This is a genomic window from Tenacibaculum sp. DPLXC6, from assembly GCF_056815515.1.
The window spans coordinates 2491300-2511904 of the sequence record NZ_CP141806.1; the positions used below are offsets into that span (position 1 = coordinate 2491300).

Annotated in this window: 16 protein-coding genes; 5 read left to right on the plus strand and 11 right to left on the minus strand. The window is 32.2% G+C overall.

Going from position 1 to position 20605, the window contains the following annotated elements; all coding sequences use genetic code 11:
- The first annotated feature begins 10 nt into the window (after positions 1-10).
- The gene (locus tag VCM48_RS11255) at positions 11-1075 is read left to right on the plus strand and encodes a GNAT family N-acetyltransferase (RefSeq protein ID WP_482270570.1); all 1065 of its coding nucleotides are present in this window, start codon (positions 11-13) and stop codon (positions 1073-1075) included.
- A gap of 30 nt (positions 1076-1105) precedes the next feature.
- Positions 1106-1975 carry an acyl-CoA thioesterase gene (locus VCM48_RS11260; protein WP_440120553.1) on the plus strand — a complete coding sequence of 290 codons (870 nt, stop codon included), beginning with the start codon at positions 1106-1108 and terminating at the stop codon, positions 1973-1975.
- Between the two features lie 61 nt (positions 1976-2036).
- On the opposite strand, the gene VCM48_RS11265 is transcribed toward VCM48_RS11260, so the two are convergent.
- The 3 genes from VCM48_RS11265 to VCM48_RS11275 all read right to left on the minus strand — a co-directional run bounded on the left by VCM48_RS11265 (position 2037) and on the right by VCM48_RS11275 (position 6723).
- Positions 2037-4298, minus strand: coding sequence for an inorganic phosphate transporter (locus VCM48_RS11265; RefSeq protein WP_274639044.1), 2262 nt, complete (start codon positions 4296-4298; stop codon positions 2037-2039).
- A 72-nt stretch (positions 4299-4370) separates the two neighbouring features.
- The gene (locus tag VCM48_RS11270) at positions 4371-5573 is read right to left on the minus strand and encodes a porin (RefSeq protein WP_482270571.1); all 1203 of its coding nucleotides are present in this window, start codon (positions 5571-5573) and stop codon (positions 4371-4373) included.
- A gap of 265 nt (positions 5574-5838) precedes the next feature.
- On the minus strand, positions 5839-6723 hold the full coding sequence (locus tag VCM48_RS11275) for a metallophosphoesterase (protein WP_482270572.1): 885 nt from the start codon (positions 6721-6723) through the stop codon (positions 5839-5841).
- A gap of 195 nt (positions 6724-6918) precedes the next feature.
- On the opposite strand from VCM48_RS11275, the gene VCM48_RS11280 reads away from it, so the two are divergent.
- A complete protein-coding gene (locus VCM48_RS11280) occupies positions 6919-9000 on the plus strand; it encodes a M20/M25/M40 family metallo-hydrolase (protein ID WP_482270573.1) in 2082 nt (693 codons plus the stop codon).
- A gap of 68 nt (positions 9001-9068) precedes the next feature.
- Here the strand turns inward: VCM48_RS11280 and VCM48_RS11285 are convergent, their stop codons facing one another.
- Together VCM48_RS11285 and VCM48_RS11290 are read right to left on the minus strand one after the other, a co-directional pair.
- Positions 9069-11045 (minus strand): DUF5689 domain-containing protein, encoded by a 1977-nt coding sequence (locus VCM48_RS11285; RefSeq protein WP_482270574.1) that lies wholly within the window; start codon positions 11043-11045, stop codon positions 9069-9071.
- A gap of 12 nt (positions 11046-11057) precedes the next feature.
- A complete protein-coding gene (locus VCM48_RS11290) occupies positions 11058-13817 on the minus strand; it encodes a carboxypeptidase-like regulatory domain-containing protein (protein WP_482270575.1) in 2760 nt (919 codons plus the stop codon).
- Between the two features lie 186 nt (positions 13818-14003).
- On the opposite strand from VCM48_RS11290, the gene VCM48_RS11295 reads away from it, so the two are divergent.
- A complete protein-coding gene (locus VCM48_RS11295) occupies positions 14004-15056 on the plus strand; it encodes an endonuclease/exonuclease/phosphatase family protein (RefSeq protein ID WP_482270576.1) in 1053 nt (350 codons plus the stop codon).
- Positions 15057-15087: 31 nt separating this feature from the next.
- Here the strand turns inward: VCM48_RS11295 and VCM48_RS11300 are convergent, their stop codons facing one another.
- The 3 genes from VCM48_RS11300 to VCM48_RS11310 form a co-directional block, all read right to left on the minus strand.
- On the minus strand, positions 15088-15432 hold the full coding sequence (locus VCM48_RS11300; RefSeq protein ID WP_482270577.1) for a hypothetical protein: 345 nt from the start codon (positions 15430-15432) through the stop codon (positions 15088-15090).
- A 76-nt stretch (positions 15433-15508) separates the two neighbouring features.
- The gene (gene recJ, locus VCM48_RS11305) at positions 15509-17194 is read right to left on the minus strand and encodes a single-stranded-DNA-specific exonuclease RecJ (RefSeq protein ID WP_482270578.1); all 1686 of its coding nucleotides are present in this window, start codon (positions 17192-17194) and stop codon (positions 15509-15511) included.
- 21 nt (positions 17195-17215) lie between these two features.
- Entirely contained in the window at positions 17216-17641 is a 426-nt protein-coding gene (locus VCM48_RS11310) for an OsmC family protein (protein ID WP_482270579.1), read from the minus strand.
- Between the two features lie 120 nt (positions 17642-17761).
- Here VCM48_RS11310 and VCM48_RS11315 point away from each other — a divergent pair, with 120 nt between their 5' ends.
- A complete protein-coding gene (locus VCM48_RS11315; RefSeq protein ID WP_028891788.1) occupies positions 17762-18352 on the plus strand; it encodes a carboxymuconolactone decarboxylase family protein in 591 nt (196 codons plus the stop codon).
- A 62-nt stretch (positions 18353-18414) separates the two neighbouring features.
- Here the strand turns inward: VCM48_RS11315 and mscL are convergent, their stop codons facing one another.
- From mscL to VCM48_RS11330, 3 genes are read right to left on the minus strand one after another with little or no spacing between them, the layout of a single operon-like run.
- Positions 18415-18816, minus strand: coding sequence for a large-conductance mechanosensitive channel protein MscL (mscL, locus tag VCM48_RS11320; RefSeq protein WP_274639067.1), 402 nt, complete (start codon positions 18814-18816; stop codon positions 18415-18417).
- A 52-nt stretch (positions 18817-18868) separates the two neighbouring features.
- Positions 18869-19972, minus strand: a complete 1104-nt coding sequence (gene alr, locus VCM48_RS11325; protein WP_482270580.1) for an alanine racemase — start codon at positions 19970-19972, stop codon at positions 18869-18871.
- Positions 19962-20579, minus strand: coding sequence for a thymidine kinase (locus tag VCM48_RS11330; RefSeq protein WP_274639055.1), 618 nt, complete (start codon positions 20577-20579; stop codon positions 19962-19964). Before VCM48_RS11330 ends, alr begins: the two co-directional genes overlap by 11 nt.
- Positions 20580-20605 lie beyond the last annotated feature (26 nt).

Genomic DNA, 20605 nt, shown 5'->3' on the forward strand with positions numbered 1-20605 from the left:
GCCAGAATATTTGGAGGCTCTAGAAAAGAACAATAAACAAATACAGTTTTCTTATATTTTATTGTTTGATGAAAAGCAAGAAGCGATAGCTTTTGCTACCATTAAGTTAGTTGATTTTTATTTAGATAGTGTTCAAAACGATTTACAATCGATTGTAGAATGGATGCGTTGTATGGGGAGGAAATTACACTTATTGTCTTCTCAAAAACCCTTTAAAATACTTACATGTGGTAATACTTTTGTAAGTGGTGAACATGGGATTTTTATAAAACCTAATCAAGATAAGAAAGAAGTAGTAAAACAATTAGCTAAAGCTATTATAGCCTTTGAAAAAGACATTTCAAAAGAAACAATAGATGCTTTTATGCTGAAAGATTTTGTGAACGAATCTCTTTTTATTACTGATGCACTACATAATGTTGGTTATAACTCTTTTAATGTGGACCCTAATATGGTATTAACATTAGACAGTAATTGGAATACTTTTGAAGATTATTTAGCGGCATTAAAAACAAAGTATAGAGTAAAAGCTAAAAAGGCTTTGAAAATGAGTACAGGTATACAAACTGAAGAGATAACAATTGAATCTTTAAAACAATTATTGCCCGAAATGGCGTTACTATATAAGAACGTATCAAATAAGGCGAGTTTTAATTTAGGGTACTTTAATATTGAAACGTACATGTGTTTAAAAGAAAACTTAAAAGATGATTATGTTATTAAGGTATATTGGTTAGGAGATAAGTTAGTTGGATTTTTGTCAGGAATGGTAAATCAAAACTCGTTAGATGCGCATTTTGTGGGGATTGATTATACAGTTAATAGAACCTATGCAATTTATCAAAGAATGTTGTATGATTATATTTCATTGGCTATTGATAGAAATATAAAAGCCATAAACTTTGGAAGAACAGCTAGTGAAATAAAAAGTTCAGTGGGTGCAGTACCTCAAGACCTAACAATTTATTTACGACATAGAAAAAGTATTCCAAACCGTATTTTAAGTTTATTTTTGAATAGAATTCAGCCAACAGAATTTAGGTTAATAAAACCTTTTAAAATAAAAAAAGTATAAAGAATTAAATCCTCTTTACTGTATTAACAAATGAAAAACACACAAGAATTATTAAATATACTTACCCTTGACGATTTAGGTGAAGGGAACTTTAACGGAGTAAGTAGAGATATAGGAAGCCCAAATGTTTTTGGTGGTCAAGTATTAGCACAAGCTTTAAATGCAGCTTATAGAACAACACCAAAGGAACGTATTTTACACTCGTTACATTCATATTTTTTAGAAGCAGGGAATTTAGAGTTACCTATAACATATAACGTACAAACCATCCGTGATGGAGGTAGTTTTTCTACGCGTAGAGTAACAGCACATCAAAATGATAAAACAATTTTTATTTTGTCCTGTTCATTTCATAAAAAAGAAGATGGTTATGAGCATCAAATGCCAATAAAAAAGGACTTAAAACAACCAGAAGAGTTGTTGAGTTGGACAGATATGTTGGATCAGTTTGGAGCTTTTTTACCAAAGAAAATGAAAGACTTTTTAAGTATTGAGCGTCCTATTGATTTTAAACCAGTACAAATTGTAAATCCGTTAGACCGAAAGGATTTACCACCCGTAGTTGATGTTTGGTTTAAATTAAAAGGAGAAGCATCTGATTTACCACTAGGAATTAAACAACAAATATTAACTTATATATCGGACTATAATATTTTAACAGCTTGTTTAAACCCAAATGCAAGTGTAGCCAACTTTGGAAATACACAAATGGCAAGTTTAGATCACTCCATGTGGTTTTACCGTGATTTTGATTTTAATGATTGGATGTTGTTCTCTGTTGAAAGTCCTAATACTAATGGAGCAAGAGGTTTTGCTTGTGGAAATATTTATACTAGAGATGGTAAATTAATAGCTTCAGTTGCGCAAGAAGGTTTGATGCGCCCTATGAAGAAGAAGTAATAGTTAATATAGATAAGAAATAAAAAAAGCCGAGTTAATTAACTCGGCTTTTTTTGTTTGATTAAGCTTCTATTTCAGCTGTTTTTGTACTGATATGAAACTCTTCATATGTTTCTAGTAAACTCATTAATCCAGATACTAAATCTTGTGTCTCAATTAAAATACTAAAGTATAATGTAGTATTCTTTGGACTTGTTTCATCTGTTCTAATACGTTCTACTTGTTTTTCTATAGATTTAGATACATCTTTTAATAACTCTTTCTTTTCGTTGATAATATGTCCTAAATTATCAAAACTTCTATTTTCAAAAGTATCACCAATATCAGCTAATAGCTTAGAAAGTGTATTGTCAATACTTTTAAGATCTTTAATTTGTCCTTTTTTAAGGTTCTTATGGTTGTTATTAACGTGCTTGTAAGTAGCTCTAGAGATGTAGCTAATAGACTGAGCAACGTCTTGTAAATACCCTAAAATTAAAATATAGAATCTACTTGCTTGTACCGAAGTATCGTCTAAAGACTTAATAAAGTAGAATACACCGTCTTTTAAGTTATCAATTTCATCATTTAGTTTTGTAACGTGTTTATCAGTTTTACGTAATTTAACTAAATCGTGTGTGGCAAGGTCTTTTACAACGCTTGAGTATAATTTATTAATACGATGAGCAACACCAGCAATATGATCTGAGCTTTCTTCAATCACACCGTTAATGGTGATTAATTCTGCTCTCTCCATATGTACTTGTTTCTTCTCTTCTTTAGATTTTTTTCTGTGTTGTAAAGTGTTTCTTGCAATTAAAAGAGCAACCACTAATAACAATACAGGAATCATTACCATATCCCAGCTAATTAAGTAAGCTACTAAAGCTGCAGTTAAGAAAGCTGTAATCGCTGTTAAGAACCATCCACCAATAACATTAATTACACCAGCAACTCTATAAACAGCACTTTCACGTCCCCAAGCTCTATCAGCTAAAGAGGTACCCATTGCAACCATAAATGTTACATAAGTGGTAGATAATGGTAATTTCATTGAAGTTGCAATAGAAATTAAAATACCAGCAACAATTAAGTTTACAGATGCTCTTACTAAATCGAAAGCAGGCATTTCGTAAGTTTTGTCTTTAGGTAATTCAATTACAGGTTTTTGAAACTTTGAATCGATAAAGTTTAAAGTCTTTTTAGGTATAATAGCACTAATACCTAGGTTTACTCCCATAGCTGCTCTAACTACAACTCTAGATAATGGGTTCGGTTGAAATTTTTCATGTCCGTCTCCTTGGCGAGATAAATCAATACCAGTTTTAATTACATTTCTAGCTTTGCTAGAAGTCCATAAAGTGACAACCATTACTGCTCCTGCTAATAATAATAACCATACGTTAGAAGGTACTTTCTTAGCTAAAATTCCCATAGAGAATGCATCAGGTGCAACACCAGATACTTCCCAAGCTTGGTATGAGTTCCAAGCAGCAATTGGTACACCAATAAAGTTTACTAAATCGTTACCAGAAAAGGCCATTGCTAAAGAGAAGGTACCTACACCAATAATCAATTTTAAGATATTGACTTTGAAAAAATGGATTAATACTTGAGATATAGCACTCCAAAAAACAAAGCCTCCAGCAATTATAACAAGTGTGTTTCCTTCAACTAAATGTTTTATATCTTTATAAAAAGGAGTTCCTTTCATTCCTTTAACAAAGATAAAATATGTAATAGCCGTAATTGCGAAACCACCAAATAAAGCATTGATGTAACTAGCTCTTTTTTCAAAATTAAACGAATAAATTAAACGAGAAAAGAACTGTACAATTGCACCAACAGAAAAAGCAACTACTACGGAGAGTAGAATACCATTTATAATCTGAATAGCTTTTTTATGATTAATGTAGTTCCAAATGTCTGAAATTGATTGAGCTTCGTTAGCTGCAATTTTAATTAATGACACACAAACAGCTGCCCCTAATAATTCAAATACAATAGAAACTGTTGTTGAGGTAGGCATTCCTAATGAGTTAAAGATATCTAATAGTAAGATATCAGTAATCATAACAGCCATAAAAATAAACATGATGTCTTGGAACATAAACATGCTAGGGTTAAAAATCCCCTTACGTGCTACTTCCATCATACCGCTTGAGGTAACTGCTCCAAAAAACACCCCAACGCTCGCAATTATCATAATATTTCTTACTTTAATTGCTTTAGAACCAATTGCTGAATTTAAAAAGTTAACAGCATCGTTACTAACTCCCACAACCAAGTCTACAATAGCTAAAACAGCTAAAGCGACTAGCATCAAAATATATGGATCTCCCATTTTTTAGTTTTTAATTAAGTTTTGCAAATTTAGTTACACAAGAACGCTCTCATGTTATGTTTATGTTATCATTTAAAAGTGTATGTCTACCTGTAATCTATACATCAATTGATTTGTAGCTGTTGCTATATCTAAGTAACTAATATCGGTTTGTACTTTTAATTTATGACCAACAATGTACTTTGATAATCCTATTGTGTATTGATTTTCAGTTCCTTTTCCTGTAATGTTTTCGTCTAAAGAAATGTTAGTAAAACGACCAGATACTTCCCAGTCTTTGGCAAATAAATACCCTGATTGAAGGTTTAAACCACTTCCTACTTGTACAATTTCTCCAGTAAGAGTTCCATCTGAGTTTTTTGCGAAAGGATCTTTGGCGTCTCGGTATGAATATTCTCCCATAAAAGAGAATCCTTTATATTTAAACATAGCATCCATAAAAAAGGTTGATATGTTTGTTTGATAGTATCCTTCATCATTAACCATATAAGTACCTTGGTTACTTCTGGTTTTTACGGCATTGTCATTAAAGTCATAACTCATACCAATGGCAAGCTTAGGAGTTTTTTCTCTTTTTAAGTCTCCACCTATATAATCTCCTTTGCCTTCAAACTTTCCAAAAGGTAAAAATTCTAGATGAGCAGTATATTGATGTCCGCCTAGGTTTCCTATGGTAACATTTCTTCCTTCACCTTGCGAAAAAGCTAAAGCTTCTCTAACAATAAACTTATCAGATAAATTAAAATGATGTCTTAACTGTATTCCCATATCTCTATCAATATTAAAACGTTTGTTTAATAAAGAACGATCTACTAATTGCATATTAGCAGAAGAAATAACACGTTCACGGTTTCCAGGTAGTTTGGTTTGTCCAAACCATAATTCAAAATTTTGATGGAAGTTCCACTTTAGAACTGCATCTAAAATATATCTTGGGGCGTTTCCTGTATGTTCTGAAGCGCCACTAATATCTCTATTAGATAATCCAAGTTCCATTTTATATTTTAATTTAGGAGAAAAAGCAAATCCTTTAAATTTTAATCGAGCTCTTCTTACTAACATTGAAGATGTTGGGTTATATAAACCATCTTTGTTGGAATCCCATTCTGCTGTTGCTAAAAATTGCATTCTAGCACCCATATTCATAGACCAAGTACTGTCTTTTCCTACTAGATTAAATATACCCTTTCCAAATTTTGGTGCGTTTGTTTGTTGTGCATGTGTGTAGAGTAACACAAACATACTTACAGACGTAAGTACTGTTTTATAGTTCATTAGATGTTGTTTATTAGTTTTTGTCGCGGCAAATAACTAACCCTTATGTTAACTTAGTGTTAATCTAATATTAAAAAACTGCCTTGTTTTCAAGGCAGTATATAGTGAGTCAAATAAATAGTCGACAAAAACTAATAAATTTATAATGACTACTCCTCTTTTAGAGGTGAATCAAAAGTATTCTCTTTTTTTAATATAAATATTAAGTATAATTTAATAAACTGTTATGTGATGTGGGGTTTTGAGTTAATAAAAAGTTACGAAGTTAAATGTAGTCGGTTATTTTTTTAGGCCCCTCAAGAACAGATCTTGTAATTTGCATAGTACCATCTTCTTTAGTTACTACATGCCACTTAATAAGAGTTATTTCATTATTCTCAATTTCTAAACCAGTTATGCATCTAGGGTGTACACAGCTACCATCATTAAAATGTGGAAGTTTGTTTTTTGATGGAAATCTGGGGCGATGTGTATGCCCTGTAATAATCATTTGGTTATTATTACTCATAATCCATTTTTCTAAACGGCGTTCTACCTTTATTAATCCTTTAAAATTTTGAGCAGGACTTGTGGGGTCTTTAATTCCATGTATTTGTAAAGGTCGCCATAAAACACGAACTAAAAACCTGCTGAATTTCCAAAAAGTATAATTAAACCAATCTGCTTGATGACCGTGGAGTAAGAAGATAGATTTACCATCTTCTTGTACCAGTTTAATTGCTTCAGAAAAAGAAGCATTTGGCATTAACTCTTTTTTCTTTCCGTCAATAGTGTCGTAATAAGAATTAAAGTTTTTAGCAACATTTTTAGGCTTTCGATAATTCATATCATGGTTTCCCCAGATAAAATATAACCTGTTTTGTTGGTGAAACTTTTGAAGTAATAGGTAGATGTATTTATTGGCATTGAAAATATTTACAAATTTATTTTCCCAAAGTTCATCACCATCCCCCAACTCTATATAAGTGAATTCTTTTTGTAAATATTGAGATAAGGCATAGTGATATATTTTTCTATTACGAGCAAAGTCATCAGCAAAACTGTTGTCACCTCTATGGCAATCAGAAAATAAAATATATTTAGAACTCTCATTTAATGGTAGCTCCTTTGCTCTTTTAAAAGCTCTGTTTATTCTATGATTTGAAGACATTGGTAGTAGAAGTTTATGCGCATATAAAGGTGCAAAAAAATGAAATATACAACAAAATTTATTGAGTGTTAAAATAGGTAAGCTATTAAGTTAAGTTTATGATTAAATAAGAAGGTGAAAAATATTTTAGTTCTATAATGTTAATTTTTAATAACTTACAAGAAAATTTATAATTAACATTAATACCCTTCAAAAATGAAAAAAAAGTATTTACTACTTTCGTTACTATTGCTGTGCCTTAGTTTTTCTATTGTTCACGGCCAAGAAAAAATGTTTTATGGTACTATTGAAACCAAAGATGCCTTAAAACTACAAAAAGTTGCTCCTACCGATATTAAGATTCTTTCCTCCACAAATGGTTTTAGTGCTGTAAAGTTAAGTCATCATGCAGCTGAAAAATTACATCATATGATTTTAACTCATGGTCCCGGGTTTATTTATGAATCTTCTGAAAAAGAAGCTTTACAAACCATTCAGAAACTTCAAAGTAAAAAAACTCATCAGCAGAGAGCATCGTATACTATTAGTGAAGATCAACTTGTAAATCAAAGCATAGGTTTGGTGAATAATACAAATATTGCTAATCATATAGTAGAACTTGAAAATTATGGGACTAGATATCACACAACCCAAAAAGCTACACAAGCTGTTCAAGATTTAAAGCAAAAATGGGAAACAATGGCTAGCGGTAGGTCTGACGTTAGTGTTAGAATAGTTAACCATAGTAGCACTACAATGCCTTCTGTAGTTATGACAATTCAAGGAAGTGATCTTCCAAATGAATACGTAATAATAGGAGGTCATATCGATTCTGTTAGTCCAGAAAGAGAAACAAATGCACCTGGTGCTGATGACAATGCTTCTGGTATTGCTACAATTACAGAAATGGCTAGAGTACTCTTTCAAATGGATTTTCAGCCAAAACGAACTATTGAGTTTATGGCATTTGCTGCTGAAGAAGTTGGTTTAAGAGGTTCAAAAGAGATTGCACAAGATTATAAAAATAGAAATGTTAATGTGTTATCATACGTGCAATTTGATATGACAAATTATAAAGGATCACCTAAAGATGTCTACATTTCTGATGATAGCTATAATAGCAGTACTCTTAATGCTTTTTTAGCAAGTCTTATGGATCATTATAATACTTCAGGAAGTCATCAATTTACTTACGATTATACACGATGTAACTACGGTTGTTCTGATCATTATAGTTGGGCACAACAAGGATATGATGCAGCTTTCCCTTTTGAAGCATCATTTAATGGTTCAAGTCCTTATATTCATACAGTAAATGATACATCTGATCGATTTCCAACTGCTAATGCTACGCATGCGGCAAAATTTGCTAAACTTGGTTTAGAGTACTTAATTGAGGTAGCTAAAAGTAAAGGAAGTGTAAGTGTACCAACTTATTGCGATTCAAAAGGAAATAATGTAAATGATGAATATATTCAGAATGTAACACTTGGGTCAATTAATAATAATTCAGGAGCGACAAATGGATATGAAGATTTTACTAATATTTCAACTGATATAGAGCAAGGAAGTTCCAATACAATAACTGTTACACCTAAATGGACAGGGACGGTTTATAAAGAAGGATATGCTGTTTGGATAGATTATAATCAGGATTCTGATTTTGAAGATAACGGAGAGCAAGTGTGGATTAAAAGTGCATCTACTGATAATTCAGTTAGTGGTAGCTTTACTGTACCTAATACTGCAAAATTAGGAGTAACAAGAATGAGAGTGTCTATGCGATACAATAATACTCCTTCTTCTTGTGGTTCATTTGATTATGGAGAGGTTGAAGATTATACTCTAAATATTATTGAAGGAGATGGAGGTACTAGCACAGATATTTGTGATGGTGTACCTCAATATGATTCTTCTCAAAACTATCAGGTTGGTGATAGAGTTGTTTATTTTAATGTTTTGTATGAGAGAACTTCAAGTGGATGGAATAATATTGGAAACTGTGGTGGTGCTAAAACCGATAATTTAAATGTAAGGCAAGTTTTAGTAAATGATAAAGATGTAATTATTTTTTCTCCGAACCCTGTTGAAAACAACTCAATCACTTTGCAGATAAATAACGAGTTGTGGAAAAATAAAGAAGTTGCTATTTATAATGCAAATGGAAGGTTGTTGAAAAAAATAAAAATGAGCTCTAGAAGTAATAATGTAGATGTTTCAAAATTATCAGCAGGAATCTATTTTGTGTCTTTAGATAGTACAGGAAAAACGTATACTAAACAATTAGTTAAAAAGTAATTTTAAACATAGAATAAAAAAGCCCAAGTTTTAAAAACTTGGGCTTTTTGTTTTTTATGATAAAGAGATTATCTTACTCCAGGTGTAAAATTACCAGGAGCGTCTTGAGGAGCGTTAGTTGTACCAGCTGCACCAGTGTCATTCCATATATCCCATTCAGAGAATGTATATGTTGGATTTCCTTGTGTTACAGAAGCTTTACGATAAGCTCTACCATCTTCAAATTCGTGATTTGTATCTGAACCATCTTCACCAGGTACACCAAAAACATCTACTACATTACCGCTTGGGTCAACTAGTTCTATGTTGTCGTCACCATTTGAATCAGCAGGACCACCAGTGTCAGCAGCTAAATCAGGAGCAAAACCAAACGCAGTTTCAAACGCAGTTTTTTGTGCAGCAATAACAAATGCTTGTCCAGCGTTAATTGTACTACCGGTTAAATCTATTGATGAAGTAGATTCAGGATTACCATTAGTGTATCTTCTAATTACCCATCCTGTTAAATCTATGGCATCAGTTCCAGAATTATATAATTCTATAAATCTAGCATTAGCATTATTGTTAGGATCTGCTAATTCTGAAAAGAAAACAGTATTGGTAGTACTACTACCACCTCCACCACAAGTAGTATAGTCTTCTGTAAAGTTTACATCACTTTCATTTCTTAAATAGATTTGAACTCCATTAAAATCAGACATTACTCCTGTAATAGTTCCTCTTTTGTCACTCACAGGGTTGTTAGCAAAAGTAGCTTGACCTCTAACAAAAGTTGTTAATTCATCTCCGTCACATTCAGAAATTAGCAGATTACTACCGTCATAATTTTTAGTGTTGTCTTTGAACTGCACACCTTCAATTTGTACTAACTTTCCTTGATAATCACCAGTTAAAGCCTGTGCTATAGTAATTACTTCAGGAGTAGGTAATGTTCCAGCTGTTGTACTAAGAATATTAGATGGAGAAACATTTAATTGTAATAAGCCATTATACTCACTTAATTTAGCTCCGCCAACTGTAATTTCTATTTCGTCTCCTAATTTTAAATCGTAAGCATCACTAAAACGTAAAGCAATACCAGCTGTTGCATCTTGAGCAAATGCATTTTGATTTGAAATATTATCTGTAGAAAGATCTGAAGTAATTACAAGCTTTAACTTTAAGTTTTGAGTAACAGTAGTTTCACTACCAGTATATAATGCCTTTACTTCAGCTAAAGAAGCATCAGTAGGATTGTTATTGCAACCATACTCTTCAGTAAAGTTAACGTCATTTGTATCTCTAATGTATAATTGATAGTCGCTACTAAACTTTCCTAAAATAGCAGTAACACTTCCTTTTTTGTCAGGAATAGGATATGATTTAAAAGTTGAAAAACCACTTGTTCTCATGATAATAGATTCAAAAGTTTCACAACTTGTAAAGTACCTGTTTACTGAAAAAGTATTATCAGGATCTGGGTCAGCATAGGTTAAACCTTTTTCTTCAGATTGTAACCCTTCAATTTTAACTAATGTATTGATGTGAGCATCAGTTAACTCTCCAATTGTTAAGTTGGTTGGTACTATTTCAGCAATTTCAGAAGATCTATCAATAAAGTCGATATAATCGTTTGCGTCAATTCTATCCGTACTATTTCCGTTTAAAACACCTATTTGGAAAGAAGCAAAGTATTTACTTAAAGCAAGCCCTTTTAGTTTGATATATACTTTTCTACCTACATTGTAGCGAGCCCCTAAATTAGTGTCATCTATTCTTACTTCTAAACCAACAGTTGGGTTTTCTGGTTTATCTTGAATAATGATTGATTTAAAAAAGTTACCTTCTCTGTCATCAGAAACTACGTAACCATATACAGTAATGTCCTCTACAAACTCTACAGGATCACCATTGTACTGAGCAATAATTTCGTCTAAAGACTTTAAGTTTTCGTATTGTTTATCTGGTCCAATAGTTGGTAATTCAAAATCGTTATTGTCAACACATGAAGCAGAAATTGCAATAAAAAGTATTGCAAAAATCTTGTATAAATTTATTTTTTTCATTTTGAGTGTTTTTTAGAATCTATAATTTAAGTTTAAGAAATAAGTAGTACCTCTACCGTACCAATATTTATTTCCAAAAGTTGGTGTTCCGTTAGCATTATCGTCGCGTAGCTCACGATAGTTAGCATTTCTTCCTTGTTCGAAACCCCCTGTTTTGTATTCTTCGTTGAATAAGTTACTAACACTAGCAAATAAACCAATGTATTTACCATCTCCTACTTTCCATGATTTACCTCCAATAGCATTTACAACCATATAATCATCAAATTGTTCTTGAGTTAATAATTGTCTCGCTAATATAGGGTCGTAATCTGCAAAAGCAGCTCCATCTGCATCACTAACAAAGTTAGCAGTTCTTCTAATAGGAGAAACATCTACATATGCTTCATCCATATAGTTTGCAGTAACACTAACAAACCAATAATCTGGATCTCTATACTCAAAACCAAAAGAGTATGCTTTATGAGGTCCTGCAGCGATTTTATAATCTTTAAGAGAAGCAGCTCCCATGTCTCTTTTTCCATTGATAAATCCAGGTGTAGAGGCATTTTCGGTTGTAATAACTAAATTTGGGTTGTTGTTGTAAGTATATTGACCAACGTTAGCTGCTCCTTTTAATTTAATTGTAGGAGTAACTTGCGCTTCAATTCCGAACTCAACACCAAAGTGCCTCTTATCAATACCAGTTAATATTTCTTGGATAAAAGCTGAAGTATCTCCTCCAATACCATCAGCAAAGAAGAATGAAATTTCAGTAGCATCTTTAATGTCAGTATAGTAACCTGTAACTCTTGAGGTGATTAATGGACTTCTGAAAATATAGCTAAGATCTCCAGATAATATTTTCTCGCTATTTAATTCAGCAACATCAGCAACAGTAACATTGTTTGCTCTTGAGTTTGCAAAAGAATTACGTAAAGATGGTGCTTTTGTAATGTAACCACCATTTACATCAATTAAATGACGACCAGAAATTTTATAGGTTAGCCCTCCTTTAGCACCATAGTTAAAGAAATCTAATTTATCTGATTTGCCATAAGAGTTAGTTGGGAAATATCCGTTTTGAAATAAACCTTCTCTTTGGTGTGTTGTATTGTTTGCTTGTCCTGCTAAATAAAAATCAACTTTATTGTATTTGAATTGTAATTGAGCAAAACCACCATATACTTCAGAATTAAATATGTAGTTATACTTAAAGCGATCTCCTAATCCAATTGTTCTGTTAGGAGTTAAAAGGTTACTTTGTTGTTGTTCAAAAGTATTACCAAAAGTGTTTACATCTAAATAACTTGTGGCTCCAAGCATATCTATAGGAGAAGCAAAGTTTTCAGACTTTAACTTTCTATATTCACCACTAGCAGTTAATACAATGTTTTCGTTTAATTCAGAAGAGAAAATCATGTTAGCAGTTAATTGTTGATCATCGTTTCTATCTTCATATAAAATTACACGAGCATTATCTGGGCTTCCTTCGTTTCCAATATATAATTCATCCCAATCAATTTGACCATCGTTTTGGAAACCAGTTAATGATTTATATGCGTTTTCATAATCAGGTCCATTAGGATCTGATAAATACCAGCTAGGTAATTTCCTATAGTATGTTGGATCAGGATTGTTGGCTCCATTATAATCTAAACGACTGTTACCTATTTCTCCAAACTGAAAACCAATATTAGTGTTTAATGTAGTATTTTCAGAAAGGTTCCAATAGTGGTTCAACATAACAATTGGTTCATATAATCTCTTAACTCTAGAGTTTCTCATTTTTCCTTTTTGATTTCCCCAGTAAGAGTTATAACGAATTCCTTTAATATCAAAAACTTCTTGAGTATTTGGTGAAGATTTACCTCTTTCGTTTTCTGCAGCAATCACTGTTAAGTTTAAGCTGTGAGCATCGTTAATTTGTTTTTCAAGAGATAAAAAGATAGAGTTAGCATCGTAAAAAGTACCATCAACATACCCTTCATTACCAGCTCTTCTGCTACCAGAAACAGTTATAGCCCATCCATTAGCTAATAAACCTGAAGAATATGTTGCCATTAGACGGTGGTTGTAACTTCTATTAGAAGAAGCGTAAGAAATACGTCCTCCTTCACTATATTCAGAAGCTCTTGTATTAATATTTGTAGAACCTAAAACACCACCAAAAGCATAGTTTGAAGGAGTTAGTCCATTACTAAATTCTTGATTACGTAATACATCGTTTAAACCTCCCCAGTTACTCCATTGAGGTCTACCGTTGTATAGTTTGTTCATTTCAATTCCATTAATTAAAACTTTACCGTTTTCAGAATCTAAACCACGTACTCTGTAGAATGAACCACTCCACTCAAAAGCAGCAGTACGTAAATACACATCTCTGGAAGCTTGTAGTAAACCAGAAATGTTATCAGCAGCACTTGTATCATCATTTAACTCATCATCTGTAATAGTGATGGTGCTTAAATCTTGATCTTCAGATAAATCTTCATACATAAAGATTGTGCCTAAATCTAATGTTTTTCCAGATAGTTCAACTGGAAAGTTTTGGGTTTCATACCCGTTTAATGATACCGTTACAATTTGTCTTCCGTTTGGTAAACCATTTAGTATAAAAGCACCACTAGCGTCTGTAGTACTAGTGACGTTAGCTTCTTTTACACTTACAGAAACACCTTGCATAGGATGTTCAGAATCGCCGTTTATTACGATCCCCTTTACAATATTCTGCGCATTCAAGCCAAATAAACCTGAAAAAAGCAATAACATTGTTATCGTAAAATTTCTCATAAATGATTGTTTATAAAATATTTGAATATATTAATTCCCAGAGCCGAAATTACGGCAAAAGGGAGGCAAAATTACGAAAATTATGGTTATGTTAATATTAAGTTAAAGTTATGAAAGCTAGTTTTGTGTAAATTATAGGTTTTGGCTTGAAAATTGTTTTTACTTTTGTCGCGTAAAATTTATTAAATGAGAAATATAGCTTTACTTTTAGTCTTAACTCTTGTTGTTTTTTCTTCATATGCACAACAAGGAGCAAAAAAATATAAAATAAGAACTGTTGGTTTTTATAATTTAGAAAACCTTTTTGATACTAAGAATGATCCTGAAAAGAATGATGAAGCAAGTCCAATTATGGAGATGAAAGGAGATAAAGAAGAGGTTTATATAGATAAAATTGATAAACTGGGAGAGGTTATCCTACAATTAGGAGCAGAAAAGGCTAAGACCAGTCCTGCAATTTTAGGTGTAGCAGAAGTTGAGAATAAAAAAGTTTTAGAAGATTTAGTAGCGTCAGAAAGGTTAAAAAAGAAGCGATATAGTATTATCCATTTTGATTCTCCAGACAAAAGAGGAATTGATGTAGGGTTGCTGTACCAACCACGTTATTTCAAACCAATTCATTTTGAGGCGTTCAACCCTAATATTTATGATGAAAACAGAAAAGTTTATACACGTGATATTTTATTAGTCTCAGGTTATTTAGATGATGAATTAATACATGTTATTGTAAATCACTGGCCATCTCGAAGAGGGGGGGAGGCAAAAAGTAGACCATTGCGTGAAAAAGCAGCTTATAAAGTGAAGCAAATTATAGAAAAAATTAAGCTGAACGATCCGAATCCAAAAGTGTTAATTATGGGTGACTTTAACGATGATCCTATCAACTCTAGCTTTAAAACTGTTTTGCAAACTAAAAGTAAAAAGAAGAATGTAAAAGAAGGTGATATTTATAATCCGTATGAAGATATGTTTCGTCGTGGATTTAATACGCTTGGATACAGAGATAATATCAACCTGTTCGATCAAATTATGTTCACCTCTCCTTTATTAGACAATGGAAAAAAAGATTTTTCAACATACAAAATGTTTAAGTCAGGAATTTTTAATAAGCGTTTTTTAACCCAAAAGAGTGGACGTTATAAAGGGTATCCTTTCAGAAGCTTTTCTTATGGAAGGTATACAGGAGGGTATAGTGATCATTACCCAGTATATATGTATTTGATTAAAGAAGATAAATAATTAAAGAGGCTTGCAAATTTTGCAAGCCTCTTTAATTTTTACATATATCATTTAAATAATTATTCATTCTAAGTTGGAACAAAGTCCCTTTTAAAAGGTCGTCTATTTGCCATAATTCAACTGATGATACTGCCATGCTAACTTTATTTGAGGGGGTTTGAAGTAGGATGGATCTACAATCTCTACCTTTACTACAAGTGGCGCAATTTTTTTGAAGCTTAGAATCAGTTACTTTGTCTAAAAATAACTCTATTTCTTGCTCAGTTAAATGAAAGCCTGTGTCTCTAAATATTAATTGAACTAAGTTTGAATCGTTTTCTTTCCAATGAAAAGAAATACCTATGTTGTTGTTGTATATTTTAGTAATTCCGTCCATAACTATATTTATTTCGATAACAAATATATGAGTTTATTTGGAATTATTCTAAATAAAAAAAACAGAGGGGCTTTTGCTACTTTAAATCTTTTAACATTAGTTGAATTGAAGTATAACCATTCCATGTGTTTTCATCTAACGTGTAAGCAATATCAAAATCATTTTGAATGGTAGATATTTTATTACCTAAACCAAATCCAATAGCATTATATGTTTTTTGATCTGAACCATAGATAAGATTTAATTTTAAATGACTAGAATCAGCACCAACTTGTTTTCCGTAACCATTGTCTCTCAAAGCTGTAGTGGTAAAAACAGGCTTCATATTTAGTGGGCCAAATGGAGCCATTTGTTGAATAATACGGAAGAATTTTGGGGTAATCTCTGAAAGGTCTATCTCAGCATCAATAGTAATTTCAGGTGTTAATAAGCTTTTTTCGATAGTAGCGGAAACAACTTCTTCGAACTTATTTTTAAAATTTTCATATTGTTCGGGTAAGAGCGTTAAACCTGCAGCATATTTATGTCCTCCAAATTGTTCTATAAACTCAGAACATGCTTCTAAAGCATTATATACATCAAATCCTTTTACTGAACGAGCAGAAGCAGCTAATTTATCACCGCTTTTAGTAAAGACCAAAGTAGGTCTGTAGTAGGTTTCTGTTAAACGAGAGGCTACAATACCAATAACACCTTTGTGCCAGTTTTCATCAAAAACCACTGTGGTGTAATTTTCTTGTTCGTTGTTATTTTCAATTTGTAATAAAGCTTCTTGGGTAATTGCTCTATCTAGTTCTTTTCTATCTGAATTAAATTTTTCTATTGCTGAAGCAAATTCAATTGCCGAGTCAAAATCCATTTCAGTTAACAATTCAACAGCATAATTTCCATGTTTCATACGTCCCGCAGCATTTATCCGCGGAGCGATTATGAAAACAACATCGGTAATAGTGAGTTCTTTTTTTTGTAACTGATGAATAATGGCTTTGATACCATTTCGAGGTTGAGAATTGATAACTTGTAATCCGTGATAAGCTAACACTCTATTTTCACCGGTCATAGGAACAATATCAGCTGCAATTGCAGTAGCTACTAAATCTAAATACGGAATTAAATCTTCAATAGTTTGATTTCTTTTTGAAGCTAATGCTTGAATCAATTTAAAACCAACGCCACAGCCACACAATTCATCATATGGATAGTTACAATCTATTTGCTTAGGATTTAAAACGGCAACTGCTTTAGGAATTTCACTCCCAGGTTTGTGGTGGTCACAAATAATAAAGTCAATACCTTTTTCGGTAGCATAGGCAACTTTATCAATAGCTTTAATTCCGCAGTCTAAAGCTATGATAAGAGAAAACCCGTTATCTTCGGCAAAATCAATTCCCTGAAAGGAAACACCATATCCCTCTTCATATCGATCTGGAATATAGGTTGCAATATTAGGATGAATTGTTTTTAGGTATGATGACATCAAAGAAACAGCTGTAGTTCCGTCAACATCGTAATCACCAAAAACTAAAATGTTTTCGTTGTTTGCAATAGCTGTTTCAATGCGTTGTACTGCGATTTCCATATCCTTCATTAAAAAAGGATTGTGTAAATCACTCAACGAAGGGCGAAAGAAATGTTTAGCTTCATCAAATGTTTCAATACCACGTTGTACCAAAATTTTAGCCAAGGTTGTATCGATAGCTAATTCTTTAGCTAATTGTTTTACTTTAATGGTGTCTGGTTGCGGTTTTAATGTCCAGCGCATAGCAATTTTATCAAAAATAAATTAGTTGTTATGTAAATGAATAGCTGTAGTTACATCAGCAAATTTTCTAAACATTTCCATAACACCACAATATTTCTCTATAGATAAATCTACTGCTTTATTAATTTTTTTCTCATCTAAATCACTTCCGTAAAAATGATAATCTACTAATACTTTATGATAATATTTTGGGTGTTCTTCGGTTAATTCACCAGTAACAACAATTTTAAAATCATCAATTTTAACACGCATTTTTTCTAACATAGGAACAATGTCTAAACCTGAACAACCAGCTAAAGAAGAAAGCATCATAGCTTTAGGTCGTAAACCAGTATTATTTCCTCCATGCTCTTCAGAAGTATCAATAACTATTGGATGTCCACTAGGGTTATCACTTTCAAATTGCATGTTTTCTTTCCAAACGGTTGTAACTGTGTTTATTGCCATATCTTGATAATTTTTTGTTTATTGCGTAAGTAAGTCAATGTATATTTCGACTTAATACATTTAAATAGTAACACAAACTTACAGTAAAAAGTTAGTATTAAAAACTTAAAAAATAAATCTATGCCTTTAGTAACTCCTTTAGATCCAAACCACGATGTTGAAACCAAACAACTATCCGATTTTTATAATGAAACATTAGGTTTTTGCCCTAATTCAGTGTTAACCATGCAACGACGTCCAGAAATTTCCAAAGCTTTTATCAATTTAAATAAGGCAGTTATGGCAAATCATGGTCGTGTAACTTCAGCATTAAAAAGAATGATTGCTTGGGTAAGTAGTAATGCTACGGGTTGTCGTTATTGTCAAGCTCATGCAATTCGTGCCGCAGAACGTTATGGTGCAGAACAAGAACAACTAGATAATATTTGGGAATATAAAACACATCCAGCTTTTTCTGATGCGGAGCGTGCAGCATTAGATTTTTCATTAGCAGCTTCTATGGTTCCGAATATGGTGGATGAAAAAATTAAAGAAGAATTATATAAATACTGGGAAGAAGGTGAAATTGTTGAAATGTTAGGCGTAATTTCTCTCTTTGGGTATTTAAACCGTTGGAATGATTCTATGGGAACAAGTATAGAAGATGGTGCAGTGGAAAGTGGAGAACAATATTTAGGAAAACATGGTTGGAATAAAGGAAAGCATGTATAAATGAAATTATCAAAAATAAAAAAGCTCGCAATTGCGAGCTTTTTTATTAAGTATTTAATTGATTATTTTTTTAATAAATCTCTAATTTCTGCCAATAACTCTTCTTGGCTAGGTCCCTTTGGAGCTTCTGGTGCAGGTTCTTCTTTTTTCTTCATAGCATTTACAGCTTTTACAACCATAAACATTACAAAAGCTACAATAATAAAGTCGATAACATTGGTTAAAAACTCACCATACATTATAGCAACTTCTCCTGTTATTTTACCAGCCTCATCAGCTACACCTTCTTTAAGAATGTATTTTACGTCTTTAAAATCAGCCTTGAAAATAAGTCCAATTAAAGGAGAAACAATTCCTCCAGTAAAAGAAGTTACTACTTGTTTAAAAGCAGCACCCATTACAAAACCTACTGCAATGTCTACTAAATTTCCTTTCATTGCAAAGTCTTTAAACTCTTTGAGCATTCCCATATTTTTGAATTTTAAATAGTTAATTGAATTGAAAAGTATAAAAAAATTAACTTTTCACCAATCTTTTTATACGTTGAGATAAGGCAGTAAGTATTTCGTATGAAATAGTTTCACATTTATGAGCCATATATTCTACATGTTGTTGATGATTGAAAATAATAACTTCATCACCTTCTTTACAATCAATTTTAGTAACATCTACCATAATCATATCCATACATACATTCCCAATGATAGGTGCTGGTTGATTGTTAATGAAAACGAATCCATTTTTATTTCCTAGTTTTCTTGAAATACCATCAGCATGTCCTATAGGGATTGTTGCACTTCGTGTAGGTTGACTAGCTACAAAAGCTCTATTGTATCCAACTGTTTCTCCTGGTTGAACTATATTGATTTGAGAAATTATAGACTTAAGCGTGTGTGTGTTTTTAAGTTGAGCGGTTTCTTGTTCATTATTTCCAAAACCATATAAACCTATTCCTAGGCGTACCATATCAAATTGAGCTTGTGGGTAATTGATAATTCCTGATGTATTCAAGATGTGTATCATAGGTTGATATCCTAAGTGCTCATAAACTTGTTTTACTATGTAAGCAAAGTTGTTGATTTGTCCAATAGTAAACTCTTGCTCACGAGGGTCTTCACTAGCGGCTAAATGAGAAAATATAGACTCAACTTTTACGTTATTTGATTTTTTTAGCTCTGCTACAATGGTAGGAACATCAGTATGCCAAAACCCTAATCGATTTAACCCTGTATTAAATTTTAAGTGTATAGGGTAGTTCATTAAAGGTTCTTCATCAGCAAGTTTTAAAAAAGCATCAAATATTTTGAAACTATACAAACTAGGTTCAAGTCGATATTTTACAATATCTTTTAAGTTTTGAATTTGTGGATTTAGAACTAAAATAGGAGTTGAAATTCCAGCTTCGCGCAAAGCTATTCCTTCACTTGAATAAGCAACAGCAAAATAATCAACATGATCTTGTACGATTTTGGCAACCTCTGTAGACTCACTTCCGTAACCAAAAGCTTTAACAACAACTAATATTTTTGTTGTAGGCTGTAGCTTCTGTTTAAAATAGGCTAAGTTGTGTAGTACAGCTTTAGCATCAATTTCTAATACGGTTACGTGATTACTGTTCATTATTACGTTCTTTTTTATTATGCATTTCGTGTTCCTTCATAGCCTTATAATAAGCAGCTCTACTTAGTGGTTCGTATTCTTGAGTTTCGCCTAAAAGTACTAAGTCATCACTTTGAGCTTTTCTATAACTATAGTGGGCTAAATTTCCTGTACGTGTACATACAGCATGAACTTTAGTAACATATTCTGCGGTAGCCATTAATGCAGGCATAGGTCCAAACGGCTTTCCTTTAAAATCCATATCTAAACCAGCTACTATAACACGAATTCCTCTATTGGCTAAATCGTTACAGACAGCTACGATTTCGTCGTCAAAAAACTGTGCTTCGTCTATTCCAATAACATCAACATCATTAGCTAATAGTCTAATGTTTGAAGATGCAGGAACTGGTGTAGAGCGAATTCTATTTTCATTATGAGATACTACTTCCTCATCATCGTACCTTGTGTCAACAGAAGGTTTAAAAATCTCAACACGTTGTTTAGCAAACTGCGCACGTTTAAGTCTACGAATTAATTCTTCGGTTTTCCCCGAAAACATTGAGCCACAAATTACCTCAATCCAACCAAATTGTTCTGTATGATTTACTGTATTTTCAAGAAACATTTTGTAATTTTAAGCTCTAATTATTG